Below are 24,366 nucleotides of genomic sequence, written 5' to 3' on the forward strand. Positions count from 1 at the left end.
CCGCCGCGCAATGACTTCTCGCAACATTGTATTTCTGGACCGGGACAGCCTGCCTGTCCCGGTTCCCGTTTTCAGCTTCCCCGCCCATTACCGCGAATATCCGGCCACCGCCGCCGAGCAGCTGCTGGAGCACGCCGCCGGCGCCGAAGTGCTGATCAGCAACAAAGTGCCGCTCGACCGCGAGGCGCTGGCGCGGCTGCCGGGGCTGAAGCTGGTCGCCATCGCCGCCACCGGTTACAACCACGTGGATGTCGAGGCCTGCCGCGAGCGCGGCATCGCGGTGTGCAATATCCGCCACTACGGCGACCACACCGTGGCCGAGCATGCGCTGACGCTGATGCTGGCGCTGATGAAAAACCTGCCGGCCTACCAGCGCGACGTGGCGGCCGGGGTATGGAGCCAGGCCAAGCAGTTTTGCCATTTCGGCGCGCCGATACGCGAGATGCGCGGCGCGGTGCTGGCCATCATCGGCTCGGGCGGCATAGGCGGCGAACTGGCCGCGATGGCGCGCGCTTTCGGCATGGAGGTGCTGTTCGCCGAGCGCAAGGGCGCGGGCCTGGCCAGGGAAGGACGGGTGCCGTTCGACGCGGCGCTGGCGCGCGCGGACGTGGTGTCGCTGCACTGTCCGCTGACCGACGAAACCCGCGGCATGATCGCGCAGGCGGAACTGATGGCGATGAAGCCGGGCGCCATCCTGATCAACACCGCGCGCGGCGGCCTGGTGGACGAGGCGGATCTGGTGGCGGCGCTGAAGTACGGCCAGCTGGGCGGCGCCGGTTTCGACGTGCTGAGCAGCGAGCCGCCGGCGCCGGACAATCCGCTGTTGAAAGCGCGGCTGCCCAATCTGATCGTCACCCCGCATGTGGGCTGGGCCAGCGCCGAAGCGATGCGCAGGCTGGCGGCGCAGCTGGCGGAGAATATCGAAGCCTTTGTCCGCGGCGAGGCGCGCAATCGGATTGTGTAAGAGAATATTTAAGCAGGAAAAATCAGAATTGATAAAAGCTGGCTATTTCTGATGGGATAGCCGGCTTTTATTCGAGATGACAGTGTCTATTTTATTGATTTTATTTAAAAAGATTTTGATATCGCTTGATTTTCTGACTATGTTGGGAAGGCTTGAACAGCCGTGGCTGTTTGAGTTGCCCCGCTTGTTGCACCGTGGCCGGTCCTCCTCCACGGTGTTTTTTTGTCGGCCGCGCCAGGCTTAGTCAGGGACATCGTTGGGGTTGACCCGCGGCTGTTCTTCTTCGCCCATGTCCAGTTTGCCGCGCACGCAGGAAATGTAGCGGTTGACGTCGGGGCCGCCGCCGTAGCGTTGGGCGTGCCAGATCATCTCGCCCAGGCATTCCATGATTTCGTGCTGGGCGCGGTGCTCGTCGCCGTGGCGCAACGCCAGCTGCGCGTACAGCGCGCGGATGCCGAAGGGCTGGTCTATCGAGCGCTGCTCGGCGATGGCGACGTGCAGGCCCAGGTGCAGGAAGGGATTGGTCTCGCCCATGTCCGGCGTCCACTCCTGTTCCAGGAAGGCCTCCGGGTTTTCCAGGATGGGATGATACTCAGGGTGGTCTATAAGAATGGATAGGACGATTTGTTCCAGATCGGACAAAGCCTGGCCGGATTTGGACTTGCTCCAGGTATCGAAGAAAAAGCGGCGGGCGTCCTGGCGGCTGGGATTGAACAGCATGGATATGAACCTCGGGGGTGACTGACTGGGGCGCGGCGGGGCTTCCGCCTGCCCGGGCCTGGGGTGTCGGGCCGCAGGCGGTTGCCGTTCCGGGCTGCGGCATTATACGGGATGGAGGTTGCGATGGCCACGTTCTACGATTTCACCACGCGGGCCGCGGACGGCACCGTCTGCGACTTGTCGGCGTATCGCGGCCAAGTGCTGCTGGTGGTCAATACCGCCAGCGAATGCGGCTACACCCGCCAGTACGCCGGCTTGCAGGAGCTGCAGGATTTCTTCGCCGGCCAGGGATTCTCGGTGCTCGGCTTTCCCTGCAACCAATTCGGCGGCCAGGAGCCGGGCGGCGCCGACGAGATCCTGGCTTTTTGCCAGAGCCGCTTCGGCGTCAGTTTTCCGCTGATGGCGAAGCTGGAAGTCAACGGCGCCGGCGCCGATCCGCTGTGGCGCTGGCTAACCCAGGCGGACTCCGACCACCCGCATCCGGTGAAGTGGAACTTCACCAAATTCCTGATCGACGCGCGCGGCCGGGTGGTGAAGCGTTACGAACCGGCGGTGGAGCCGCATGAGCTGGTAGACGACATCAAGGCTTTGCTGGCGAGGTGATCGATATGAAAACGGCCCGCCAAGGCGGGCCGCGAGCGATGGGCGAGGCTTATTTGCGGCGGAAGATCACATCCCACACGCCGTGGCCAAGCTTGATGCCGCGGGCTTCGAACTTGGTCAGCGGACGGTAGTCCGGCCGCGGCGCGTAGCCGTCGGCGCTGTTTTCCAGGCCATCGACGCTGTTCATCACTTCCAGAATCTGGATCGCGTAGTCTTCCCAGTCGGTGGCGGCATGGATATAGCCGCCCGGCTTCAGCTTGCGCAGCAGCTTTTCCACCAGCGGCGCCTGGATCAGCCGGCGCTTGTTGTGGCGCTTTTTGTGCCAAGGGTCGGGAAAGAAGATGTGCACGCCGTCCAGGCAGCCGTCGGCCAGCATATTGTCCAGCACTTCCACCGCGTCGTGGCGCATCAGCCGCAGGTTGGTCAATTCCTTCTCTGCGATCAATTTGCACAGATTGCCTACGCCGGGGCCATGCACTTCAATGCCCAGATAGTCGTTGCCCGGGTTGGCGGCGGCGATTTCGGCGGTGGCGCCGCCCATGCCGAAGCCGATCTCCAGGATTTTGGGCGCGGCGCGGCCGAAGGCCTGTTCCAGATCGATCGTCTCCGGATGGTAGGCTATGCCCCACTTGGGCATGCCTTCGTCCATAGCCCGTTGCTGGCCTGCGGACAGGTGGCCCTGGCGCAGCACAAAGCTGCGGATCGCGCGATTGAAAGCCGGATTTTCCATTTTGCTGGCCTGCTGAAAACTCAAAAAAACCGCGATGTTACCGAATCTTGGCCTGGCTTGCGAGTATTGCCGCCTTGCGCGGCTCATCCTGGGCCAGCGCCGCCAGATAGTCGAGCACGCTGGGCCAGCGCAGCCGCACGCCCAATTCCCGTTTGATGCGCAGATTGTCCAGCCGGCGCGATTCGGCGAGGAACGACCATTGCTGCGGCGTCACCCGCGCCTGGACTTCGGCGCGCGGCAGCTCGGGCAGGCTGGGCAGCTGGAGCGTAGCGCCCAACTGGCGGTACCAGCGGCTGACCGGCAGCGGCAGGTCGTCGCAGGCGTTGTAGACGCGGATGCCCTGGCGGCGGCGCAGTGCGGCGGCGCACAGGCTGGCCAGGTCGTCGGCGTGGATGTGGTTGCTGTAGCTGTCCTCCGCGTCGACGATCAGCGGCGAAGCGTTGGCGAAGCGCGCCAGCGGCAGCCTGTCGTCGGCGTAGATGCCGGGCGCGCGCAATATCGTCAGCGCGCCGCCGTGGCGGCCAACAAAGCGGCGCAATTGCCGCTCGGCGTCGACGCGGCGCCGGGCGCGCTCGCTTTGTGGCAGCAGCGCCGCAGTTTCATTTATCAGCATGCCGTTGGCGTTGCCGTAAACGCCGCTGGTGCTGATATAGACAAATCGCTGTGGTATGCTGTCGCCTTTTGCCAGCGCGTACAATAACTTGCGCATTCGCGGGTCTTCCGCGCCGGATGGCGGCGGCGGCGCGCACAGCAGCACGGCGTCGGCGATGCCGGCCAGCCGCGCCAGGCTGTCGCCGCGGTCGAGGTCGCCGAGGATGGGCCGGGCACCGAGCGCCCGCCAGGATTCGGCGGCGGCGGGGTGGCGGCATAGCGCCAGCACCCGCCAATGGGCGAGCAAAGAGGGCAGGGCGCGGCGGGCCACATCGCCGGCGCCGATAATCAGCAAAGTACGCATGGTGTGCATTTTAGCCAGAATTCGGGATTGAGATACGATATGACTTGCCAGGTGAAGGTGCTCCCCAGCGGGCATGCATTCGGTGTGGAAGCGCACGAAACCATTCTAGAAGCCGCGCTGCGCCAGGGCGTGGGCCTGCCGTACGGTTGTCGAGACGGCGCCTGCGGCGCCTGCAAAGGCAAGGTGGTGGAAGGCGAAGTGAGCCAGGACGGCTTCCAGGAGAAGGCGCTGTCGGCCGGCGAACGCGCCCAGGGCATGGCCTTGTTCTGTTGCGCGCGGCCGCAGGGCGATGTCAGCATCGAGGTGCGCGAAGTGACCGGCGCCGGCGACATCCAGATCAAGACGCTGCCGTGCCGCGTGGAGAAGATGGACAAGATCCACGACGTGGCGGTGCTGAAGCTGAAGCTGCCGGTGTCGGAGCGCCTGCAGTTCCGCGCCGGCCAATACATCGACATCCTGATGAAGGACGGCAAGAAGCGCAGCTTCTCCATCGCCAACGCGCCGCACGACGACGCCTTCCTTGAGCTGCATATCCGCCACCAGCCCGGCGGCTCGTTCTCCGACTACGTGTTCAGCCAGATGAAGGAGCGCGAGATCATGCGCTTCAAGGGCCCGCTGGGATCGTTCTTCCTGCGCGAGGAGTCGGACAAACCCATCGTCTTCATCGCCAGCGGCACCGGCTTCGCGCCGGTGAAGGGCATCATCGAGCATGCGATCCATCACGGCATCCAGCGTCCGATGCTGTTCTACTGGGGCGCGCGCAGCAAGGCCGACCTCTACATGGCCGATCTGGCCGAGAGCTGGCAGGCGGCGCACCCGCACATCCGCTACATCCCGGTATTGTCCGAGGCGCTGCCGGAAGACAACTGGAGCGGCCGCACCGGCTTCGTGCACCAGGCGGTGCTGGAAGACTTCGCCGACCTGTCCGGCCACCAGGTTTACGCCTGCGGCGCGCCGGTGATGGTGGAGGCGGCGCATGGCAGCTTCACCCGCGAGCGCGGTTTGCCGGAAGACGAGTTCTTCTCCGACGCCTTCTTCCTGTCCAAGGACATGAATGGCGGCAAGTAGACAGATAAAACACTGATTTACATACAGAAAGCCCTCGGCCGCCGCCGAGGGCTTTTTTATTTGCTCTGCATCAAATGGCTGGGTTCTGGCATTTGATGTGGGTCAATTTCCGACATGGCTGAGTGGGTAATATGTCGTCAGCAAGGAGCTGAGGCCGCGGGCCGGGAGGAGTAATCATGGAATTGCTGACCCTGTTGATGTCTGACGACGTGGGCCGTTTGAGCCTGCTGACTATCGTAGTGACGATGCTGGTGGTGCTGGGCGCGCTGTGGATGATCTTCAAGAACATCAACAAGCCCGGCAAGTAAGGTTTTATCCCTGCAGTTTGGCATTTCCTCTTGATGTGTGTGTTGGCGGATACGGTGGTGGGCCGTATCCGTTTTTTTATCCGCCGCCAGGCTGCGCCCGCAGGCTGAACTTTCCGCGCCGCCCGGGAGTCTGTCTAAGCATGGCGGACGCATGATTTGGCCGCCGCGCCGATCGCATTTGTCCTGACAGGCCGCGCCTGTTCCGCTGTTCCTCACTTCAATACAGCCTGAAATTCTGTAGTTTTTGTCCAAGGTCATGGCGTTGGCGATGCCGGCTTCCGTTTCACCCCCCTCCGGCTATGCTGAATCTGGCCGCGGCGCCAGCGCCGGCATCCCCTTTCGGCAAGTTGCCGTGACGCCTTGTCGTAAGGCCTGGTCGCATCTGCATGAGGTCGAGGGCGGCGCGGGAAAGCCCGCTTGATGTAGGTCAACTGAATACACGACATGCCTGGAAAGCCTGATTTTAACGGGTATACCATTATTTCAGATGATAAGAATTTAATAATAAAACAGTACGGAATGCTCGGTTTCACATCTCAGATCGGAGAACGAAAATGTCCACAGAAACTGCAAGCCAAGCCGGTGTGGCGGAAGGCGCCGCACCCAGGCTGAAGCTGGGCGCGCTGACGGCGCTGGTCGTTGGCTCGATGATAGGCGGGGGCATCTTCTCCCTGCCGCAGAACATGGCGGCCGGCGCCGGCGCCGGCGCCATCTTGATAGGCTGGGCCATCACCTTCGTCGGCATGCTGGCGCTGGCCTTCGTGTTCCAGATGCTGGCCTCGCGCAAGCCTGAGGTGTCGGGCGGCGTATATGGTTACGCCAAGGCCGGCTTCGGCGACTACATGGGTTTCAACTCGGCCTGGGGCTACTGGATTTCCGCCTGGATAGGCAATGTGTCCTACTTCGTGGTGATGTTCTCGGCGCTGGCCTTCTGGATTCCGGCTTTCGGCGATGGCAATACGCCCACCGCCATCGCCTGCGCTTCGGTGCTGCTGTGGTGCCTGCACTTCCTGGTGCTGCGCGGCGTGCATGGCGCAGCCTTCATCAACACCATCACCACCATCGCCAAGCTGGTGCCCTTGGCCCTGTTCATTCTGTTGATCGTGTTCGCCTTCAAGGTCGATACCTTCAGCCTGGACTTCTGGGGCAACGCCAAGCTCGGCTCCATCGTCGACCAGGTGAAGAGCACCATGCTGGTGACGGTGTGGGTGTTCATCGGCATCGAGGGCGCTTCGATGTTCTCCGGCCGCGCCGAAAGCATGAAGGATGTGGGCAAGGCCACCGTGATCGGCTTCCTGCTGACCATCGCGCTGTTGGTCGCCGTGTCGGTGCTGTCGCTGGGCGTGATGACCCAGCCTGAGCTGGCCGCGCTGAAGAACCCGTCCACCGCCTACGTGCTGCAGAAGGCCTTCGGCACCTTCGGCGCCAACCTGATGAACGCGGGCCTGGTGATCTCCGTCGGCGGCGCGCTGCTGGCCTGGACGCTGCTGGCCGCCGAAGCGCCCTACCTCGCCGGCAAGGACGGCGTGATGCCCAAGGTGTTCGGCACCGTCAACGGCAACGACACGCCGGCCGCCTCGCTGTGGCTGACCAACGGCCTAATCCAGCTGTTCCTGATCATCACGCTGTTCAGTTCGGCCGGCTACCTGGCACTGCTGTCGCTGGCCACCTCGATGATTCTGATTCCCTACCTGCTGTGCGCCGGCTACTCCTGGCTGGTGGCGCAACGCGGCGAAGGCTATGCCCAAGGCGAGGGCCGCGGCAAGGAGCTGGGCACCGCCATCCTGGCCACCGTCTACGGCGGCTGGCTGATCTACGCCGCCGGTCCGAAATACCTGTTCCTGTCGATGGTGCTGTACGCCCCTGGCCTGCTGTTCTACCTGTGGGCCAAGAAGGAGCAGGGCCAGAAGCCGTTCAACCTGATCGAAGCCGCGCTGGCCGCCATCGTGGTGGTGCTGGCGGTGATCGCGGCCTACATGCTGGCCGTCGGCAAGATCGGCCTGTAAGCGAAAGATTTCGAAACCAGTCGTGGGGGCGGATCGCCCGCCCCTGAAGTCAAACAAGACTCAAGGAGTATCGTTATGACCAAGTTTGGTGTTCATTCCGAGTGCGGCAAGCTGCGAACCGTGATGGTGTGCCGTCCCGGCCTCGCCCACAAGCGCCTGACCCCGGACAACTGCCACGACCTGCTGTTCGATGATGTGATCTGGGTGGAGCGCGCTCAGCGCGACCACGCCTACATGGTGGAGCAGATGCGCGCCCGCGGCATCGAAGTGATCGAAGTGCACGACGCGCTGGCCAAGGTGCTGGACGACAAGGCCGCCCGCAACTGGGTGCTGGACCGCAAGGTCAAGGCTGACAACGTCGGCATCGGCATGCTGCAGGATCTGCGCAGCTGGCTGAACGAGATGCCGTCGTCGCAGCTGGCCGACCACCTGGTGGGCGGCATCGCCAAGTTCGAGCTGCCGTTCGACCCGAAAGGCCTGTTCGGCGGCTATCTCGACCAGTCCGAATTCGTGATTCCGCCTATCCCCAACAGCCTGTTCCAGCGCGACCCGTCTTGCTGGATCTATGAAGGCGTGACGCTGAACCCGATGTACTGGCCGGCGCGCCGCCAGGAAACGCTGATCCTGCAATCGATCTACCAGTTCCATCCGTACTTCGCCGGCAAGGTGAACATCTGGTGGGGCGGTTGCGATTCCGATCACGGCCCAGCCACGCTGGAAGGCGGCGACGTGATGCCGATCGGCAACGGCACCGTGCTGATCGGCATGGGCGAGCGCACCAGCCCGCAGGCGGTGGTGCAAGTGGCCAAGCGCGTGCTGCACCGCGAGGGCGGTGCCAAGCGCGTGATCGCCTGCCAGATGCCGAAATCGCGCGCGGCGATGCACCTGGACACCGTGTTCAGTTTCCTCGACATCGACCTGCTGTCGGTGTTCCCGGACGTGGTTGATGAAATCACCTGCACCAGCATGTACGCCGGCGACCGCGAGGGCGAGATCCGCTTCGAGCGCCATGAAGGCGTGAAACTGGTGGAAGTGGTGCGCCAGGCGCTGGGGCTGAAGGAGATCCGCGTGATCCAGACCGGCGGCGACGCCTACCAGCGCGAACGCGAGCAATGGGACGACGGCAACAACGTGGTGGCGCTGGACCGCCGCGTGGTGGTGGCCTACGACCGCAACACCTACACCAACCGCCTGATGCGCGAGCACGGCGTGGAGGTGATCGAGATTCCGGCTTCCGAACTGGGCCGCGGCCGCGGCGGCGGCCACTGCATGACCTGCCCGATCATCCGCGACGAAGTGAAGCTGTAAGGCTGTTGTCCCGGCCGGCGCGTCCGGCCGGAAAAAGAAATCCGCATCTAGTTTGTTTGCAATACGACAGGTTGACCGCCGGCTCCTCCGGGAGCGACGGCCGGCTTGCCCAGACTCTAATCAGGAGCAACATCATGGCTTTCAATCTGCGCAACCGTAACTTCCTTCGCATGCTGGACTTCACCCCGCGCGAGATCCGCTACATGCTGGATCTGGCCCGCGATCTGAAGCGCGCCAAGTATTCCGGCACCGAACAGCAGCACCTGAAGGGCAAGAACGTCGCCCTGATCTTCGAAAAGACCTCCACCCGCACCCGCTGCGCCTTCGAGGTGGCCTGCTTTGACCAGGGCGCCAACGTCACCTACCTCGGGCCGTCCGGCTCGCAGATCGGCATCAAGGAGTCGATGAAGGACACCGCCCGCGTATTGGGCCGGATGTACGACGCCATCGAATACCGCGGTTTCGACCAGGACATGGTGGAAAACGAGCTGGCCAAGTTCGCCGGCGTGCCGGTGTACAACGGCCTGACCGACGAATGGCATCCGACCCAGATGCTGGCCGACGTGCTGACCATGTGGGAAAACAGCGACAAGCCGATCTCGCAGATCCGCTACACCTATCTTGGCGACGCCCGCAACAATATGGGCAACTCGCTGCTGGTGATCGGCGCCAAGCTGGGCATGGACGTGCGCATCGGCGCGCCCAAGCACCTGTGGCCGACCGACGAGCTGGTGGCGGAATGCCGCGAAATCGCTGCCAAGACCGGCGCCCGCATCACGCTGACCGAAGATGCCAAGGCCGCGGTCAAGGGCACCGATTTCATCCACACCGACGTCTGGGTGTCGATGGGCGAGCCGGCCGAAGTGTGGGCCGAGCGCATCCGCCTGCTGAAGCCGTACCAGGTCAACAGCGCGCTGATGGCCGCCGCGGAAAACCCGCAGGTGAAATTCATGCACTGCCTGCCGGCCTACCACAACAGCGAAACCAAGGTGGGCAAGGAAATCGCCGCGCAGTATCCGGAGCTGGCCAATGGCATCGAGGTGACCGAGGACGTGTTCGAGTCCGAGGCCTGCATCGCTTTCGAGCAGGCGGAAAACCGCATGCATACCATCAAGGCCATCCTGGTGGCCACGCTGGGCGAATGATCCAGCGCTAGCCATCCGCAGCAACTTCGCCGGCCAAGGCTTCCCTGACCGGGAGCCCTGGCCGGTTTCACATTCAGAACGCGGCTCGCCGCCACGCGCGGCGGGCCCGGCAAGACCGAGGAACAGAATATGCGAGTCGTCGTAGCCTTGGGCGGCAATGCCCTGCAGCGTCGTGGCGAAGCCATGACCGCCGATAACCAGCGCGCCAACGTCAAAGTGGCCGCCGAGCAGCTGGCCGCCGTCACCCGGCTGGGCCACAACCTGGTGATGTGCCACGGCAACGGGCCGCAAGTGGGCCTGTTGGGCCTGCAGAACGACGCCTACGCGCGCCACGTGGACGGCAAGGTGACGCCATATCCGCTGGACGTGCTGGGCGCGCAGACCGAGGGCATGATCGGCTACATGGTGGAGCAGGAACTGGGCAATGTGCTGCCGTTCGAAGTGCCGATCGCCACCATCCTGACCCAGACCGAAGTGGACGCCAAAGATCCGGCGTTCAAGAACCCGACCAAGTTCGTCGGCCCGGTGTATTCCAAGGACGAAGCCGAGAAGCTGGCGGCGGAGAAGGGCTGGGCGGTGAAGGCCGATGGAGAGTACTTCCGCCGCGTGGTGCCCAGCCCGAAACCGAAGCGCATTTTCGAGATGCGGCCGATCAAGTGGCTGATCGAGAAGGGCGTGGTGGTGATCGCGGCCGGCGGCGGCGGCATCCCCACCATGTACCAGGGCGACAAGCTGGTCGGCGTGGAGGCGGTGATAGACAAGGATCTGGCTTCGGCGCTGTTGGCGCGCGAAGTGGACGCCGATTATTTCGTGATCGCCACCGACGTGAAAAGCGTGTTCGTCGGCTGGGGCACGCCGGAAGCCAAGGCCATCCGCCATGCGCATCCGGACGAGATGGACAAGCTGGGCTTCGCCGCCGGCTCGATGGGCCCCAAGGTGGAGGCCGCCTGCGAGTTCGCCCGCCTGACCGGCAAGAAGGCGGTGATCGGCGCGCTGGAAGACATCGAAAAGATCGTCAAGGGCGAGGCCGGCACGGTGATTTCCACCGCAAAGGCCGGCATAGACTGGTACTAAGCTGGCTCGAAGCGAAACGGTTTGACGAGAGAAAAGGGCTGCCATCCGGCAGCCCTTTTTCTATGCGGCGCGCCGGCGCTATTCGGATTTGAGCTGGTGGATCAGCGCCTCCAGCTCGGCCGCGTCCATCGGCCCGAGCGCCGGCTCGCCGGCGTCCACGCTGTAAATCTGGATCACGCCCTGGTTGCTGGCGGCCTGGCCCGCGATGGCGAGCTGTTGCTGCGACGAGGCGGCGTTTTCGTACAGGATGCCGGCGGAGTGGGCGAGGGACTGGTAGAGGTCGCCCATCGCCATGGCGGGGGCATCGCCCACCACCTTGACATTGGCCTGGGTGACGGCGTCGGTGATCTGGCTGTTGACTGCGGTGGGTAGTGCCATGGTCTGCCTCCTGGAAATCCGCGCAGCGGTCGCGCGCGCCAGCTTCAGAGTAACCGGCCGCCTCGCCGGATTGAATAGTTGCAACTACGCAGCTCAGGCCTGGATGCCCAATTGCCGCGCATGCTGCCGGCAGGCGTCCTTGCCGGCCTGGTAGCCGGCCTGGTACAGCCTGGCCAGGTTGGAGTACGACCAGTCCAGCTCTTCGCGCGCGCTTTCCTTGCCGATGTGGGCGTCGAAATTGATTCTCAGCACCTCGGTGCGCGGCTGGCCCTGCTCGTCGCGGTTGTGCAGCGCCTCGAACAGCCTGAGGTCGTCGCGGGCGATGGCGGTGAGCGGGGCGATGATGGACTGAACCCAGGCGTCGTACAGATTGCGCGGCGGGTGCAGCAGCCGGTCGCTGCCCAGCACGTCGAACACCACGGTGTAGTCGATGTGTGGATGCAGTTCGAACAGGCGCTTGAAGTTGAGGGTGTCGATGGCGGCGCCTTCGATGTAATAGCCGTCCTCCAGCGGGTACGGCGGATAGATGAAGGGGAAGGACAGCGCGGCCAGGAAGTGCTCGTGGGTGACCTCGCGCTTGTCCCAGCAACGCATGGCGCCGTGGCTGATGTTGTAGGCGTTCAGGTAGAACTCGGGACGGATGTCCTTGAGCTTGGCGAAGTCCACCACCTGCTCGATGAAGGGCACGTGCGCGCACAGGCCCTGGCTGTCGCTGGCCAGGCTGCTGGGGCAGAAGCTGGCCAGCAGCAGCGAGGTCCAATCGGCCAGCAGCCTTTGCGCCGGCCCCTGGTCGGCCTGGCTCTGGATGGCCTGCAGCAGCGGATTGCTCGATTGCAGCCGGCGCCAGGCGTCGGCCAGGCTGCCCGGCTTGTTGAACACCTTGTAGTTGACCGGAAATAGATTGTAGATGGGATCGGACACGCCCAGATCGGCCAGCTTGCTCAGCGCCGAGATGGCATCGCCCTGCCGCGGCGCGGCGTAGAGCAGGCCGACGATGGCGCCGGCGCCGGAGGCGGAGATGATGTCGAAGCTGACGCCGGCTTCGGTGAGCGCCACCAGCGCGCCGGCCATCAGCGTGGCGTTGGGGGCGCCGCCGCCCAACACCAGGGCGATGGAGGGTTTTGCGGATTCAGCCATTACGCGTTTCTCCCGTTTCATGTCGTTGGCGAAGACAAAAGCATGGCTGAAGTATGGTTGCTGATCCGGTTTTTGCAATGCAGCAGGGATGACAATGTTGTGGCGGAAAAACGTCATTGCCATCGGCATGCCATTCTGCAATGAAAGATACCTTGCGATGCAAGGTATCTTGTCATACAGTTCAGTCACAGATGCGGATGCAGCAGTCCACCTTGGTTCCTTGTAATGCAAGGTATCGTGTATTGCCAGTCGGCTAGGAAGGTTAAAGATGAAAACGCAATTGAAGAAGGGCACGCTGGACATGTGCGTGCTGGCGGTGCTGTCGCAGGCGGACAGCTACGCCTACGAACTGGTCAGCAAGCTGTCGCAGGGAATGGAGATCAGCGAAGGCACCATTTACCCGCTGATGCGCAGGCTGCAGAACGAGTCCTGGGTCAGCACCTACCTGGTGGAGTCGTCGTCGGGCCCGTCGCGCAAGTATTACAAGCTGACGGATATCGGGCGGCGGGAGTTGGCGGTGATGCGCCAGGAATGGCAGGAGTTTGTGACGGAAGTGGAAAACGTGCTGCGGGACGAACCGGCGGCCTCGACTGAAGGGACATCGCAATGACTCGCAAGGACTTTTTACAGCAGCTGGAGAGGGCGCTGTCCGGGCAGAGGCCGGAAATGGTGCGCGAAATCCTCTCCGATTACGAAGAGTATTTCAACGACGCGCTGGCCGACGGCCGCGACGAGGCCGACGTGGTGGCGGCGCTGGGCAGCCCGCAGAAGCTGGCGCGCGAACTGAAGGCGCAGAACCACTACCGGCAATGGGAGCAGCACCGCTCCTTCGGCAATCTGTCGCGGGTGGTGGCGTCGATCGCCGGGCTGGGCGTGCTGAATTTCTTCCTCGCCATCCCCTTCATGGTCTACCTGATGTTCCTGACCATCGGCTACGTGGTGTCGGTCAGCTTCCTGGTGGCCGGCCTGGCGGTGGTGCTGGGCTGGGGCAGCCATAGCTTGTTCGGCTGGCCGGAGTTCAGCGTCGACAGCCTGGATATCGGCCATCGCGGCGCGCCGGGCTTGGTGGACGTCAAGGCGGACGACGGCTCGGCCTCGGGCGAGTTCCGCATCGAGCATGGCCGCCTGGTGCTGGAGCCGGACTCCGGCAGCACGATCCGGCTGACTACCCGCCAGGGCGATCCCATCGTAGTGAGCCGCAACGGCGACAGCCTGAAGGTGGACGCCAGCCAGCCGGCGCGCCTGCTGCTGCAGCAGACGGACGACGACGAAGTCAGCATCAACAGCCATGCGGTGGCGGCGCTGGCCTACAGCGGCAGCGGCGGCGACCAGGCCGCGTTCCGGGTCGACGACAACGGCCGGCTGACCAGTCTGCAGGCGTCGGCCGGCGGCCAGGAGGTGAAGATCGAGGCCAGCGGCCCGCATGGATTGACGGTGCTGAAAGACGGCAACAGCGTGCTGGAGATCAGCGAGAAGAAGATCACGGTGAAGGACGGCATCAGCTTTGTCCATCTGGACGCGCTGCCGGGGATGTCGGTGGGGATGAGCGCGGCCATCGTCGGACTGGGCCTGCTGCTGGCCGGCGCGCTGGGACTGGTGTTCTGCGTGTGGCTGACCCGGCTGACTTGGCGCGTGCTGGTGTCCTATGTGAAGTATCAAATCGAGTTGGTTTCCGGCAAGGACCGCGAAAACGCCGCGGCTTGAACCAGAGCTTCGCCATCCATTGGGAGTGTTGATCATGAAAAACGATGCCTGCCTGCAGCAATTGCAACTGACCCTGGTCGGGTTGCCGGAAGCCGAGCTGCGCAAGATTCTCAACGACTACCGTTGCTACATCCGCGACGCGGTATCCGACCGCGGCAGCGAAAACCGCCTGCTGGCGATCCTGACCGAAACCCGGCAGCTGGCCGCCGCCGCCTTCGCCCGCCGCCGCATCCTGCGCCACAGCCGCGGCCAGCTGGCGATCCACGCGCTGGCCGCCGCCGCCGCGGTGGCGGTCAATGTCGCCAGCTACTGGCTGTACCTGCACTGAACCATGACGAGGAGACGCATGATGGATATCGCCAAGACCGCCGCCTGCCTGCTGCTGATCGGCAGCGGCGCGGCCCGGGCCGAGGAGGCCGGCAACATCGACCGGCTGATTTTCCGCGGCGACGCCGCCCGGCTGGAGCTGACCGCCGACGCCGCCAAACCGTATAAATTGAGCCTGGAGAAGCGCAATTGGTCCGACGCCGACTGCAAGGTGGCGGCCACCCGCCAGGGCGGCGACCTGACCTTCCGGATCGACCTGGGCGCGGTGGCGGCGGAGCGCTGCCGGCTGGTGATACGCGGCAACGTCAAGCCGGGCAAGAAGCTGGATGTCGACTTGAAGGCGGTGGACGGCGACGTGTCCGGCCGCTTCGACCAGGTGCAGATGCGGGGCCAGGCGCTGCATGTCGATTTGAACGGCGAATACGGCGCGGTGAGGTTGTCCGGCGAGGCGGTCAAGAGCGACGTCAAGGGCCAGGTCGGCGAACTGCGGCTGAAGGGCAACGCGGTGAATCTGGACTTCGACGGCGCCAGCCGCGCGGTGGCGCTGGATGGCCAGGCGATCAAGGCGGACATCGCGCTGCAGGGCGCGCAGCCGGCAGCCAGCGTGGATGTCAACGGCCAGATGGTGAAGCTGGAATTCACCGGCAGCAAGGCCGCCAAGCTGGACTACCAGGTCAGCGGGCAGGCCAGCAAGGTCAGCGGCGACTGGGCCAATACTCCCGGCGCGCCGCTGAAGCTGCGGGTCAAGGGCCAGGCGGTGAAGGTGTCGCTGGAACAGAATTGAGCAACGGTATGACTCCGTGTCCCTTGCCCGGCCTTGCGCCGGGCTTTTTTGCGCGCGCAAAAAAGGAGCCCGGAGGCTCCTGGTTCGCGTGCGCGGGCTCAGTGGCCCTTGTAGCTGCAGACGGTGAACAGGTCCAGGCCGCCGTCGCGCACCAGCTGGCCGCCGCCCAGTTCCGGCAATTCGATGATGGCCGCGGCTTCCAGCACGTCGGCGCCCATGCGCTTGAGCAGCTTGTAGCCGGCCAGCATGGTGCCGCCGGTGGCCACCAGGTCATCGATCAGGACCACGCGGTCGCCGGGCTTGCAGGCGTCGGTGTGGATTTCCACCGCGGCGTTGCCGTATTCCAGTTCGTATTCCTCTTCCACCGTGGTGAACGGCAGCTTGCCCTTCTTGCGGATCGGCACGAAGCCGACGTTCAGCTCGTAGGCCAGCACCGAGCCGATGATGAAGCCGCGCGCGTCCAGGCCGGCCACCAGGTCCACCTTCTCGGTCATGTAGCGATGGACGTAGATGTCGATCAGCATGCGGAAGGTTTTCGGGTTTTGCAGCAGCGGGGTGATGTCGCGGAACATCACGCCTTGTTGCGGCCAGTTGGGCACGGTGCGGATCCAGCCCTTCAGGTAGCTGGAGTAGTCGAGATTGCTGAGGTTTTCCATGGCGCTATTGTACTTCGAAATCAAGAGACTGCGTGGTTTGCCGACGGGCGGCGCTCAGCAAAAAGGCCTGCCGCAAAGGCGGCAGGCCAGATTTGCAAGCCGATTATTGTGCTTTTAGGCGAAGAAAGCCAGCTTGAACACCCACAGCGCGGCGATCACCAGCACCGCCGGCTTCAGGTCGGCGAAGCGGCCGGCCAGGATCTTGATCACCGCGTAGCTGATGAAGCCGAAGGCGATGCCGTCGGCGATGGAGAAGGTGAACGGCATCGCCAGCGCGGTCATCACCGCCGGCGCGGATTCGGTCAGGTCGTTCCATTCGATTTCGGCGAGGCCGCGCGCCATCAGCACGGCGACGTAGCACAGCGCCGGCGCGGTGGCGTAGGCGGGCACGGTGGCGGCCAGCGGCGACAGCCACAGCGCGGCCAGGAACAGCAGCGCCACCACCATGGCGGTGAGGCCGGTGCGGCCGCCCACCGCGGTGCCGGCGGCGGATTCGATGTAGGCGGTGGTGGACGAGGTGCCCATCACGGCGCCGGCGGTGATGGCGATGGAGTCGGCCATCAGCGCGCGCTTCAGGCGCGGCAGCTTGCCGTCCTTGTCCAAAAGGCCGGCGCGGTGCGACACGCCGACCAGGGTGCCGGTGGTGTCGAACAGGTCGACGAAGAAGAACACGAAGATCACGCCGATCAGGCCGGCGTTGAGCGCGCCCTTGATGTCCATCGCCATGAAGGTGGGCGCCATGCTGGGCACCGGGGCGACGATGCCCTTGAACGGCGACAGGCCGAGCGCGATCGACAGCACGGTCACCACCAGGATGCCGATGATGATGGAGCCCGGCACCTTGCGGTATTCCAGCGCCACGATCAGGAAGAAGCCCAGGATGGCCAGCAGCGTGGTCGGGCTGTGGATGTTGCCCAGCGTCAGATAGGTGGCCGGATGGGCGGCGATCACGCCGGCGTTCTTCAGCGCGATGATGGCGAGGAACATGCCGACGCCGGCCGAGATGGCGAACTTCAGCGATTGCGGGATGGCGTTGACGATGGCCTCGCGCACCTTGAACAGGCTGACCGCCAGGAAGACCAGGCCGGAGATGAACACCGCGCCCAGCGCGGTTTCCCACGACAGGCCCATGCCCTTGACCACGCTGAAGGTGAAGTAGGCGTTCAGGCCCATGCCCGGCGCCAGCGCGATCGGGTAGTTGGCCACCAGGCCCATGATGGCGGTGCCGAGCGCGGCGGCGAGGCAGGTGGCGACGAATACCGCGTTGAGGTCCATGCCGGTGCTCGACAGGATCAGCGGGTTGACCAGGATGATGTAGGCCATGGTCAGGAAGGTGGTGAAGCCAGCGATGACTTCGGTCTTCACCGTGGTGCCGTGTTCCTTGAGCTTGAACAAGCTTTCCAGCAGTTGCATGAAGCGGTACTCCGGGCGAGTTACAGGGGTATGAAAACGGCGGCATTATCGGCCAGCAAGCGTTCAAACGCCTAAATCTTGACGTGAAAATATGTCTTTGCTTAACAATTGCCGGGCCGCTGTGCTATCCTGAAAAATTACTCTCCGGCAAACGTTTGTATTTATGAGCCAGCTTATCGGGAACATTTACATCGTGGTCGCGCCGTCCGGCGCCGGCAAGACTTCGCTGGTGGCCGCCTTGCTGCAGGCCGAGCCCAGCGTCGAGCTGTCGGTGTCCTACAGCACCCGCGCGGCGCGCAAGGGCGAGATCGACGGCAAGCATTACCACTTCGTCGAGCGCTCGGTGTTCGACGCCATGGTGGAGCGCGGCGATTTCCTCGAGCACGCCGAGGTGTACGGCAACTGCTACGGCACCAGCGCGCCGTGGATCCGCGGCCGCCTGGAGGCCGGCCAGGACATCCTGCTGGAAATCGACTGGCAGGGCGCCGAACAGGTGCGCGCGGTGTTTCCCGACGCCATCGGCATCTTCATCGCGCCGCCCTCGATCGAGGAGCTGGAGCGCCGCCTGCGCGGCCGCGACACCGACGCCGAGGAAGTGATCCTGCGCCGGCTGGCCTCTGCCCGCGCCGAGATCGACAAGATCGCCGAGTACGACTACATCGTGGTCAACGACGACTTCGAGCGCGCCCGCCAGGACCTGATCAGCATCGTCCGCGCGCAGCGCCTGAAGAGCGGGCCGCAGTGCCGTCGCCTGGCCGAGATGTTCCGCCGCATGGGCACCGCCGGCGCGCAGTAAAAATAGTCCGCCGACGCTGTATTGCAAAGGCGAAAATTCGATATAGTGAACCCTGCAACCTTTAATCCATCCGAGAGAAACCATGGCCCGCATTACTGTTGACGACTGCCTGGACCGCATCCAGAACCGCTTTGACCTGACTCTGGCCGCCGCCTACCGCGCGCGCCAGGTGGCTTCCGGCGCCAGCGCCTTTGTCGAGCCGGGCCGCCACAAGCCGACCGTGGTCGCCCTGCGCGAGATCGCCGCCGGCCACGTCGGCAAGGAAATCCTCAACCGCGGCAAGGCCTGATAGCTGACGGAGCGGACGATGGGCACCGGCATAGAGACAGGCATTGATTACAACGCCCTGATCGATTCCGACGCGGCGGCATTCTTCGAGAATGCCGGGCGTTACCTCAAGCCGGAAGACATCGAGCTGCTCAAGCTGGCCTTCGCGGTCAGCCGCGAGGCGCACGAAGGCCAGACCCGCAAGAGCGGCGAGCCCTACATCACCCATCCGCTGGCGGTGGCCACGATGCTGGCCGAGTGGCGGCTGGACGTGCAGGGCCTGGCGGCCGCCTTGCTGCATGACGTGCTGGAGGACACCGGCGTCACCAAGCCGACGTTGATCGAGAAATTCGGCAAGATCGTCGCCGATCTGGTCGACGGCCTCTCCAAGCTGGAGCGGCTGGAATACCAGACCAAGGAAGCCGCGCAGGCGGAAAGCTTCCGCAAGATGGTGCTGGCGATGGCGCGCGATATCCGCGTGATCATCGTCAAGCTGGCCGACCGGCTGCACAATATGCGCACGCTGGACTCGATGCGCGAGGACAAGCGCCGCCGCATCGCGCTGGAAACGCTGGAAATCTACGCGCCGATCGCCAACCGCATCGGCCTGAACAAGGTCTACCGCGAACTGCAGGACCTGGCGTTCAAACATCTGCACCCGCACCGCTACGGCGTATTGTCGAAGGCGGTGCGCGCCGCGCGCGGCAACCGCCGCGAAGTGGTGAACAAGATCCTGCAGGCGGTCAGCCAGCGGCTGGTGCAAAGCAATATCGAAGCCACCATCAAGGGCCGCGAGAAGAACCTCTACAGCATCTACAAGAAAATGCAGGAGAAGCACCTGTCCTTCTCCGAGGTGCTGGACATCTACGGCTTCCGCGTGGTGGTCAACGACATCCCGGCCTGCTACCTGGCGCTGGGCGCCTTGCACAGCCTGTACAAGCCGATTCCCGGCAAGTTCAAGGATTACATCGCCATCCCCAAGGGCAATGGCTACCAGAGCCTGCACACCACGCTGTTCGGCCCCTACGGCACGCCGGTGGAGATGCAGATCCGCACCCGCGAGATGCACAGCGTGGCCGAGGCCGGCGTCGCCTCGCACTGGATGTACAAGAGCGGCGGCGGCGTCAACACCGCGCAGCAGCGCACCCACCAGTGGCTGCAGAAGCTGCTGGACATGCAGGAGGAGAGCGACGACGCCGTCGAATTCCTCGAGCACATCAAGATCGACCTGTTCCCGGACGAGGTCTATGTGTTCACCCCCAAGGGCAAGATCATGGTGATGCCGCAAGGCGCCACCCCGGTGGATTTCGCCTACGCGGTGCACACCGATGTCGGCCACCGCTGCATCGCGGCGCGCGTCAACCACGCGCTGGTGCCGCTGCGCACCGTGCTGCGCAACGGCGACACCGTCGAGATCATCACCTCCACCCAGGCCAAGCCCAATCCGTCGTGGCTGGCCTTCGTGCAAAGCGGCCGCGCCCGCTCCGGCATCCGCAACTACCTGAAGAGCCTGCAGCGCGAAGAGGCGGTGGCGCTGGGCGAGAAGCTGCTGCGCCAGGCGGTGGGCGCGCTGGCCACCACGCCGCTGGCGGTCAGCGACGACCTGCGGGTCGAGTATTTCGCCGCCTACGGCGAGAAAATGAGCAGTTTCGACGACGTGCTGGCCGAGATCGGCACCGGCAAGCTGCTGCCCATCGTGGTGGCGCGCCGGATGCTGGAGCTGGCCGGCGAGCGCCTGGGCGAGGGCGTGCGCGTCGGCCCGATCACCATCCGCGGCAACGAGGCCGGCATGGTGCAGCTGTCGCCGTGCTGCAACCCGCTGCCGGGCGACGAGATACTGGGCGTCATCACCAAGGGCCAGGGCCTGGTGATACACCGCGTCGATTGCCCGAACGCCCGCCGCGCCGACCACGACAAATTGCTGGAAGTGAACTGGGAGGCGCAGCGCGACCGGATGTTCGGCGTCACTGTCGGCGTGCTGTCGCGCAACGAGCGCGGCGCGCTGGCCGACATCGCCACCGCCATCTCGCAGGCGTCGGCCAATATCGAAAGCGCCGACACCCAGGACAGCAGCCGCGACGGCGACGGCCTGTTCAACATCCACTTCCGCCTGCAGGTGGAAGGCGTCGAGCACCTGGAGCGCGTGCTGAACGCCGTCCGCCAGCTGGCGGTGGTGCAACGCGTGGAGAGAAGATGAGTCAATTGAATTTGCGCATCAACGGCGAAGACCGCAGTTTCGCCGGCATCGCCACCTTCGCCGAGCTGGTCGACGCGCTGCAGCTGGGCGGCAAGCGCATCGCCATCGAGCGCAACGGCGAGATCGTCCCGCGCAGCCAGCATGCGGCGGAGCTGCTGGCGGACGGGGATGTGCTGGAGATCGTGGTGGCGGTCGGCGGCGGCTGAGACCATCCGCCCGCGCCATGTCGACGTCAACGGAAGAAAAGGAACGCAGGTGGACGATAAACTGGTGATAGCCGGCAGGGAGTTCGGTTCTCGCTTGCTGGTGGGGACCGGCAAATACAAGGATTTCGAGCAGACCGCGGCGGCGCTGGACGCGTCCGGCACCGAGATCGTCACCGCGGCGATCCGCCGGGTGAACCTGGGGCAAAACGCTAACGAGCCGAATTTGTTGGACTTTTTGCCGAAAAGCCGGTATAACCTGCTACCCAACACGGCGGGCTGCTATTCCGCCGAGGATGCCATCCGCACCTTGCGGCTGGCGCGGGAATTGCTCGACGACCACCGTTTCGTCAAGCTGGAAGTGTTGGGCGATCCCAACAATCTGTACCCCAATGTGAAGGAAACCCTCAAGGCCGCCGAGGTGCTGGTGGCGGAGGGCTTCGATGTTCTGGTTTATACCTCGGACGATCCCATCATCGCGCGCGAGCTGGAGCAGATAGGCTGCTGCGCGATCATGCCGCTGGCCAGCCTGATCGGCTCCGGCATGGGCATCCTGAATCCGTGGAACCTGCAACTGATTATCGAGCAGTCCAAGGTCCCCGTTATCGTGGACGCAGGCGTCGGCACCGCTTCCGACGCGGCGATCGCGATGGAGCTGGGCTGCGACGGCGTGCTGATGAATACCGCGATTGCCGGCGCCCGCAATCCGGTGTTGATGGCGCGCGCAATGAAACTGGCCGTGGAAGCTGGCCGCGCCGCCTATCAGGCCGGCCGGATGCCGAAACGTTTTTATAGTGCAACGCCAAGTTCTCCTAGTGAGGGGGTGATTTCTTCCGTCAAGTCGTGATGTTCATGGCCCAGGCTGGCCGCGCCCGAACGCGCAAAACACCACAAGATGACCTGACGTTGTCGTTTCAGACTTTTACAAATGCAGTAACATTGCTAAAATGCTGTTTTTACAGGCAGCGGCCCTGGCCGCGCCCTAAAGAAATCTAAGGACCCTTAAGTAAATGCCGAATATTCGCGTTAAAGAGAACGAACCGTTTGAAGTTGCTCTGCGTCGCTTCAAGCGCGCTGTGGAAAAGACTGGTCTGCTGACCGAACTGCGCGCCCGCGAGTTCTACGAGAAGCCGACCACCGAGCGCAAGCGCAAGCACGCCGCCGCGGTTAAGCGCCACTACAAGCGCATCCGCAGCCAAATGCTGCCGCCGAAACTCTACTAAGAGTTTTCCCGGCACCAAGCAGGACCGCAGGCCATGCCTGCGGTTTTGCCATTTGTACTCCCGCCTTTTCCTCGCTGCCGCCGCAGCGCCTGAATCCCAAGCGAGCACGACCATGAGCCTCAAAGTTCGAATCACCGACGACATGAAGTCCGCCATGAAGGCGAAGGAAGCCGACAAGCTGGGCGCGATCCGCCTGCTGCTGGCCGCCGTCAAGCAAAAGGAAGTGGACGAGCGCATCGAGCTGGACGACGCCGGCATCACCGCCGTCATCGACAAGATGCTCAAGCAGCGTCGTGACTCCATCGCCCAATACCAGAGCGCGCAGCGCCTGGACCTGGTGGCCAAGGAGCAGGCCGAGATGGATGTGTTGATGGTGTACATGCCTCAGCAGCTGAGCCAGGCCGAGATCGAGGCGCTGATCGCCAAGGCCGTGGCCGACACCGGCGCCGCCGGCATGCAGGACATGGGCAAGGTGATGGGCGCGCTGCGCCCTCAATTGGCCGGCCGCGCCGACATGGCGCAGGTGTCCGGTTGGATCAAGGCCGCGCTCAGCGCCTGAGCGTAGCCGGGCCGCGCTGTCTTGATTCCGCAGGACTTCATCGATCAACTGCTGTCCCGCGTCGACATCGTCGACGTGGTGGACCGCTACGTCCCCTTGAAGAAGGGCGGGCAGAACTATATGGCCTGCTGCCCCTTCCACAAGGAAAAATCGCCCTCATTTACGGTAAGTCCCAGCAAGCAGTTTTATCACTGCTTCGGTTGCGGCGCCCACGGTTCCGCCATCGGCTTCGTGATGGAGTACCAGGGCGTCGGCTTCGTCGACGCCGTCAAGCTGCTGGCCGAAGGCATAGGCATGCAGGTGCCCGACGAGCGGGCGGTCAATCCCGAGGCCAGCCGCAAGGCGCGCGAGAAGCAGGTGTCGCTGGAGCAACTGATGCAAATGGCCAGCGACTACTACCGCCGCGAGCTGAAAGGCGGGCCCAACGCGGTGGCCTACTGCAAGGGCCGCGGCCTGTCCGGCGAGATCGCCGCCCGTTTCGGGCTGGGTTACGCGCCGGACGGCTGGCAGAACCTGGAGGCGATCACCGCCAACTACCAGGACGAAAAACTGGTGGAGGCCGGCTTGGTGATCGTGGCGGAGGACAGCGGCCGCCGCTACGACCGCTTCCGCGACCGGCTGATGTTCCCGATCCGCAATCAGCGCGGCGCCATCGTCGGCTTTGGCGGGCGGGTGCTGGGCAAGGGCGAGCCGAAGTATCTGAACTCGCCGGAAACGCCGCTGTTCGAAAAGGGCCGCGAGCTGTACGGCCTGTACGAGGCGCGCCAGGCGATACGGGATAAGAACCGGGTTTTGGTGGTCGAAGGCTATATGGACGTGGTGGCGCTGGCGCAGTACGGCGTCGGCTACGCGGTGGCCACGCTGGGCACCGCCACCACCGGCGAGCATGTGCGCAAGCTGCTCAAGCACGCCGACCAGGTGTACTTCTGCTTCGATGGCGACAAGGCCGGGCAGAAGGCGGCCTGGCGCGCGCTGGAGAACAGCCTGCCGCAGCTGGTGGACGGCAAGGCGCTGAGCTTCCTGTTCCTGCCGGCCGAGCACGATCCAGACAGCTATGTGCGCGAATTCGGCACCGATGCGTTTGAGGAAGTGTTGGAGCAGCAAAGCCTGCCCTTGTCGGTGTATTTCACCCGCGAGCTGTGCAAGGAGGTCAATCTCAGCACGCCGGAAGGCAAGGCCGACCTGATACGGCGGGCGGCGCCGCTGCTGGCGCAGATCAGCGCGCCGGCGCTGGGCTTCATCATCAAGAAGCGCCTGGCCGAACTGGCCGGCGTGGAGGTCGACGAGTTCGACATGCTGACCGGCGGCAAGCCGCGGCAGGCAAGCGGCAAGAGCGGCAGGCGAGATTACAAGCTGCCGGCCGAGTCGCAGCGGGTGATGAATACCTCAATGGTCAGGAAGCTGATCAAGTGGCTGTTGATGAACCCCGGCTGGGCGCCGGACGTGCGGCTGCCGGACAGCCTGGCGCTGTCGGACGAGCTGGCCTGCTTCGCGATGCTGGCCGAGCGCGTGCAGGAGCACGGCGAAGAGCCCAATACCGCGCAGCTGGTGGAAGGCTTGCGCGGCACGCCCTACGAGGGCTTGATCGACAGCGTGCTGCAGCAGGCGATGCAGGACCCGGACGAGTTCGCCGACCCCGGCGCGGACGACCGGCAGCAGTTCCAGGACGGCAACGCCAGGCTGCTGAAAATGCTGCATGCGGCCCAGCTGGAGCGGCTAAAACAGAAGGACCGGCACGAAGGGCTGACCTCCGAGGAGAAAGCCCTGCTCGGCCAGTTGTTGCGGGAAATGTTCTCGTCGCCGAACTAACAGGTTCGGCGGAAAAACCCAGGTAGTTGTGT

At 64.2% G+C, this 24,366-nt stretch carries 27 protein-coding genes; 20 read left to right on the top strand and 7 right to left on the bottom strand.

The features are described from left to right. Positions 1-10: 10 nt before the first annotated feature. Entirely contained in the window at positions 11-964 is a 954-nt protein-coding gene (locus tag MY55_RS09715) for a D-2-hydroxyacid dehydrogenase (RefSeq protein ID WP_065202312.1), read from the top strand. A 240-nt stretch (positions 965-1,204) separates the two neighbouring features. Here the strand turns inward: MY55_RS09715 and MY55_RS09720 are convergent, their stop codons facing one another. Beyond that, positions 1,205-1,684: a DUF1841 family protein gene (locus tag MY55_RS09720; protein WP_201775349.1), complete on the bottom strand. Its 480-nt coding sequence runs from the start codon at positions 1,682-1,684 to the stop codon at positions 1,205-1,207. A gap of 123 nt (positions 1,685-1,807) precedes the next feature. Between MY55_RS09720 and MY55_RS09725 the strand changes: the two genes are divergently transcribed. Next, positions 1,808-2,287: a glutathione peroxidase gene (locus MY55_RS09725; RefSeq protein WP_043578709.1), complete on the top strand. Its 480-nt coding sequence runs from the start codon at positions 1,808-1,810 to the stop codon at positions 2,285-2,287. A 49-nt stretch (positions 2,288-2,336) separates the two neighbouring features. On the opposite strand, the gene trmB is transcribed toward MY55_RS09725, so the two are convergent. Continuing rightward, positions 2,337-3,017, bottom strand: coding sequence for a tRNA (guanosine(46)-N7)-methyltransferase TrmB (gene trmB, locus MY55_RS09730; protein ID WP_043578712.1), 681 nt, complete (start codon positions 3,015-3,017; stop codon positions 2,337-2,339). A 37-nt stretch (positions 3,018-3,054) separates the two neighbouring features. After that, positions 3,055-3,972 carry an SDR family oxidoreductase gene (locus tag MY55_RS09735; RefSeq protein ID WP_043578829.1) on the bottom strand — a complete coding sequence of 306 codons (918 nt, stop codon included), beginning with the start codon at positions 3,970-3,972 and terminating at the stop codon, positions 3,055-3,057. 39 nt (positions 3,973-4,011) lie between these two features. Between MY55_RS09735 and MY55_RS09740 the strand changes: the two genes are divergently transcribed. The 6 genes from MY55_RS09740 (at position 4,012) to arcC (ending at position 10,881) form a co-directional block, all read left to right on the top strand. Further along, entirely contained in the window at positions 4,012-5,040 is a 1,029-nt protein-coding gene (locus MY55_RS09740; protein WP_043578715.1) for a CDP-6-deoxy-delta-3,4-glucoseen reductase, read from the top strand. Positions 5,041-5,216: 176 nt separating this feature from the next. Continuing rightward, on the top strand, positions 5,217-5,348 hold the full coding sequence (locus MY55_RS22635; protein WP_080509377.1) for a DUF3149 domain-containing protein: 132 nt from the start codon (positions 5,217-5,219) through the stop codon (positions 5,346-5,348). A 554-nt stretch (positions 5,349-5,902) separates the two neighbouring features. Continuing rightward, positions 5,903-7,354, top strand: coding sequence for an arginine-ornithine antiporter (gene arcD, locus MY55_RS09745; protein WP_043578718.1), 1,452 nt, complete (start codon positions 5,903-5,905; stop codon positions 7,352-7,354). 75 nt (positions 7,355-7,429) lie between these two features. Next, positions 7,430-8,662: an arginine deiminase gene (locus MY55_RS09750; protein WP_047237194.1), complete on the top strand. Its 1,233-nt coding sequence runs from the start codon at positions 7,430-7,432 to the stop codon at positions 8,660-8,662. Between the two features lie 134 nt (positions 8,663-8,796). Next, positions 8,797-9,807 (top strand): ornithine carbamoyltransferase, encoded by a 1,011-nt coding sequence (locus MY55_RS09755; RefSeq protein WP_047237193.1) that lies wholly within the window; start codon positions 8,797-8,799, stop codon positions 9,805-9,807. A 129-nt stretch (positions 9,808-9,936) separates the two neighbouring features. Next, positions 9,937-10,881: a carbamate kinase gene (gene arcC / locus MY55_RS09760; protein ID WP_047237192.1), complete on the top strand. Its 945-nt coding sequence runs from the start codon at positions 9,937-9,939 to the stop codon at positions 10,879-10,881. Between the two features lie 78 nt (positions 10,882-10,959). Here the strand turns inward: arcC and MY55_RS09765 are convergent, their stop codons facing one another. Together MY55_RS09765 and MY55_RS09770 are read right to left on the bottom strand one after the other, a co-directional pair. Continuing rightward, complete coding sequence (locus MY55_RS09765) at positions 10,960-11,259, bottom strand: RebB family R body protein (protein WP_047237191.1); 300 nt, start codon at positions 11,257-11,259, stop codon at positions 10,960-10,962. A gap of 93 nt (positions 11,260-11,352) precedes the next feature. Continuing rightward, positions 11,353-12,396 carry a patatin-like phospholipase family protein gene (locus MY55_RS09770; protein ID WP_043578731.1) on the bottom strand — a complete coding sequence of 348 codons (1,044 nt, stop codon included), beginning with the start codon at positions 12,394-12,396 and terminating at the stop codon, positions 11,353-11,355. Between the two features lie 268 nt (positions 12,397-12,664). Between MY55_RS09770 and MY55_RS09775 the strand changes: the two genes are divergently transcribed. The 4 genes from MY55_RS09775 to MY55_RS09790 are packed head-to-tail and all read left to right on the top strand — an operon-like array spanning position 12,665 to position 15,211. After that, positions 12,665-13,006, top strand: coding sequence for a PadR family transcriptional regulator (locus tag MY55_RS09775; protein WP_043578734.1), 342 nt, complete (start codon positions 12,665-12,667; stop codon positions 13,004-13,006). Then, positions 13,003-14,100, top strand: a complete 1,098-nt coding sequence (locus tag MY55_RS09780) for a DUF1700 domain-containing protein (RefSeq protein WP_043578736.1) — start codon at positions 13,003-13,005, stop codon at positions 14,098-14,100. The genes MY55_RS09775 and MY55_RS09780 overlap by 4 nt, the downstream gene beginning before the upstream one ends. Before the next feature lie 34 nt (positions 14,101-14,134). Further along, positions 14,135-14,428 (top strand): DUF1700 domain-containing protein, encoded by a 294-nt coding sequence (locus tag MY55_RS09785; RefSeq protein WP_047237190.1) that lies wholly within the window; start codon positions 14,135-14,137, stop codon positions 14,426-14,428. Positions 14,429-14,449: 21 nt separating this feature from the next. Further along, positions 14,450-15,211: an AsmA family protein gene (locus MY55_RS09790; RefSeq protein WP_047237189.1), complete on the top strand. Its 762-nt coding sequence runs from the start codon at positions 14,450-14,452 to the stop codon at positions 15,209-15,211. Between the two features lie 98 nt (positions 15,212-15,309). Here the strand turns inward: MY55_RS09790 and MY55_RS09795 are convergent, their stop codons facing one another. Together MY55_RS09795 and MY55_RS09800 are read right to left on the bottom strand one after the other, a co-directional pair. After that, the gene (locus tag MY55_RS09795; RefSeq protein WP_043578832.1) at positions 15,310-15,867 is read right to left on the bottom strand and encodes an adenine phosphoribosyltransferase; all 558 of its coding nucleotides are present in this window, start codon (positions 15,865-15,867) and stop codon (positions 15,310-15,312) included. Positions 15,868-15,981: 114 nt separating this feature from the next. Further along, entirely contained in the window at positions 15,982-17,280 is a 1,299-nt protein-coding gene (locus tag MY55_RS09800) for an NCS2 family permease (RefSeq protein WP_043578744.1), read from the bottom strand. Between the two features lie 163 nt (positions 17,281-17,443). On the opposite strand from MY55_RS09800, the gene gmk reads away from it, so the two are divergent. The 8 genes from gmk (at position 17,444) to dnaG (ending at position 24,334) form a co-directional block, all read left to right on the top strand. After that, the gene (gene gmk / locus MY55_RS09805; RefSeq protein WP_043578748.1) at positions 17,444-18,076 is read left to right on the top strand and encodes a guanylate kinase; all 633 of its coding nucleotides are present in this window, start codon (positions 17,444-17,446) and stop codon (positions 18,074-18,076) included. Positions 18,077-18,158: 82 nt separating this feature from the next. After that, complete coding sequence (rpoZ, locus tag MY55_RS09810) at positions 18,159-18,365, top strand: DNA-directed RNA polymerase subunit omega (protein ID WP_043578754.1); 207 nt, start codon at positions 18,159-18,161, stop codon at positions 18,363-18,365. Positions 18,366-18,383: 18 nt separating this feature from the next. Continuing rightward, a complete protein-coding gene (locus MY55_RS09815) occupies positions 18,384-20,540 on the top strand; it encodes a RelA/SpoT family protein (protein ID WP_043578757.1) in 2,157 nt (718 codons plus the stop codon). Continuing rightward, complete coding sequence (gene thiS / locus MY55_RS09820) at positions 20,537-20,746, top strand: sulfur carrier protein ThiS (protein ID WP_043578759.1); 210 nt, start codon at positions 20,537-20,539, stop codon at positions 20,744-20,746. The genes MY55_RS09815 and thiS overlap by 4 nt, the downstream gene beginning before the upstream one ends. 49 nt (positions 20,747-20,795) lie before the next feature. After that, positions 20,796-21,590 (top strand): thiazole synthase, encoded by a 795-nt coding sequence (locus MY55_RS09825; protein WP_043578762.1) that lies wholly within the window; start codon positions 20,796-20,798, stop codon positions 21,588-21,590. A gap of 163 nt (positions 21,591-21,753) precedes the next feature. Beyond that, positions 21,754-21,966, top strand: coding sequence for a 30S ribosomal protein S21 (gene rpsU / locus MY55_RS09830; RefSeq protein ID WP_043578765.1), 213 nt, complete (start codon positions 21,754-21,756; stop codon positions 21,964-21,966). Between the two features lie 112 nt (positions 21,967-22,078). Then, a complete protein-coding gene (locus tag MY55_RS09835) occupies positions 22,079-22,525 on the top strand; it encodes a GatB/YqeY domain-containing protein (RefSeq protein WP_043578768.1) in 447 nt (148 codons plus the stop codon). A 21-nt stretch (positions 22,526-22,546) separates the two neighbouring features. Beyond that, positions 22,547-24,334, top strand: coding sequence for a DNA primase (dnaG, locus tag MY55_RS09840; protein WP_043578771.1), 1,788 nt, complete (start codon positions 22,547-22,549; stop codon positions 24,332-24,334). The last annotated feature ends 32 nt before the right edge of the window (positions 24,335-24,366 follow it).

Origin of the sequence: Chromobacterium subtsugae, from assembly GCF_001676875.1 — a bacterium.
In the GTDB taxonomy this organism is placed as follows: Bacteria; Pseudomonadota; Gammaproteobacteria; order Burkholderiales; family Chromobacteriaceae; genus Chromobacterium; species Chromobacterium subtsugae.

Bases quoted from the DNA above. Each gene is read 5' to 3' on its own strand.
- gmk (WP_043578748.1), top strand. From the start codon at position 17,444: ATGAGCCAGCTTATCGGGAACATTTACATCGTGGTCGCGCCGTCCGGC.
- MY55_RS09775 (WP_043578734.1), top strand. From the start codon at position 12,665: ATGAAAACGCAATTGAAGAAGGGCACGCTGGACATGTGCGTGCTGGCG.
- arcC (WP_047237192.1), top strand. From the start codon at position 9,937: ATGCGAGTCGTCGTAGCCTTGGGCGGCAATGCCCTGCAGCGTCGTGGC.
- MY55_RS22635 (WP_080509377.1), top strand. From the start codon at position 5,217: ATGGAATTGCTGACCCTGTTGATGTCTGACGACGTGGGCCGTTTGAGC.
- MY55_RS09755 (WP_047237193.1), top strand. From the start codon at position 8,797: ATGGCTTTCAATCTGCGCAACCGTAACTTCCTTCGCATGCTGGACTTC.
- MY55_RS09765 (WP_047237191.1), bottom strand. From the start codon at position 11,259: ATGGCACTACCCACCGCAGTCAACAGCCAGATCACCGACGCCGTCACC.
- MY55_RS09715 (WP_065202312.1), top strand. From the start codon at position 11: ATGACTTCTCGCAACATTGTATTTCTGGACCGGGACAGCCTGCCTGTC.
- MY55_RS09835 (WP_043578768.1), top strand. From the start codon at position 22,079: ATGAGCCTCAAAGTTCGAATCACCGACGACATGAAGTCCGCCATGAAG.
- MY55_RS09785 (WP_047237190.1), top strand. From the start codon at position 14,135: ATGAAAAACGATGCCTGCCTGCAGCAATTGCAACTGACCCTGGTCGGG.
- MY55_RS09720 (WP_201775349.1), bottom strand. From the start codon at position 1,684: ATGCTGTTCAATCCCAGCCGCCAGGACGCCCGCCGCTTTTTCTTCGAT.
- MY55_RS09725 (WP_043578709.1), top strand. From the start codon at position 1,808: ATGGCCACGTTCTACGATTTCACCACGCGGGCCGCGGACGGCACCGTC.
- MY55_RS09750 (WP_047237194.1), top strand. From the start codon at position 7,430: ATGACCAAGTTTGGTGTTCATTCCGAGTGCGGCAAGCTGCGAACCGTG.
- MY55_RS09780 (WP_043578736.1), top strand. From the start codon at position 13,003: ATGACTCGCAAGGACTTTTTACAGCAGCTGGAGAGGGCGCTGTCCGGG.
- MY55_RS09740 (WP_043578715.1), top strand. From the start codon at position 4,012: ATGACTTGCCAGGTGAAGGTGCTCCCCAGCGGGCATGCATTCGGTGTG.
- MY55_RS09815 (WP_043578757.1), top strand. From the start codon at position 18,384: ATGGGCACCGGCATAGAGACAGGCATTGATTACAACGCCCTGATCGAT.
- rpsU (WP_043578765.1), top strand. From the start codon at position 21,754: ATGCCGAATATTCGCGTTAAAGAGAACGAACCGTTTGAAGTTGCTCTG.
- rpoZ (WP_043578754.1), top strand. From the start codon at position 18,159: ATGGCCCGCATTACTGTTGACGACTGCCTGGACCGCATCCAGAACCGC.
- MY55_RS09800 (WP_043578744.1), bottom strand. From the start codon at position 17,280: ATGCAACTGCTGGAAAGCTTGTTCAAGCTCAAGGAACACGGCACCACG.
- MY55_RS09735 (WP_043578829.1), bottom strand. From the start codon at position 3,972: ATGCGTACTTTGCTGATTATCGGCGCCGGCGATGTGGCCCGCCGCGCC.
- MY55_RS09795 (WP_043578832.1), bottom strand. From the start codon at position 15,867: ATGGAAAACCTCAGCAATCTCGACTACTCCAGCTACCTGAAGGGCTGG.
- thiS (WP_043578759.1), top strand. From the start codon at position 20,537: ATGAGTCAATTGAATTTGCGCATCAACGGCGAAGACCGCAGTTTCGCC.
- MY55_RS09770 (WP_043578731.1), bottom strand. From the start codon at position 12,396: ATGGCTGAATCCGCAAAACCCTCCATCGCCCTGGTGTTGGGCGGCGGC.
- trmB (WP_043578712.1), bottom strand. From the start codon at position 3,017: ATGGAAAATCCGGCTTTCAATCGCGCGATCCGCAGCTTTGTGCTGCGC.
- MY55_RS09790 (WP_047237189.1), top strand. From the start codon at position 14,450: ATGGATATCGCCAAGACCGCCGCCTGCCTGCTGCTGATCGGCAGCGGC.
- arcD (WP_043578718.1), top strand. From the start codon at position 5,903: ATGTCCACAGAAACTGCAAGCCAAGCCGGTGTGGCGGAAGGCGCCGCA.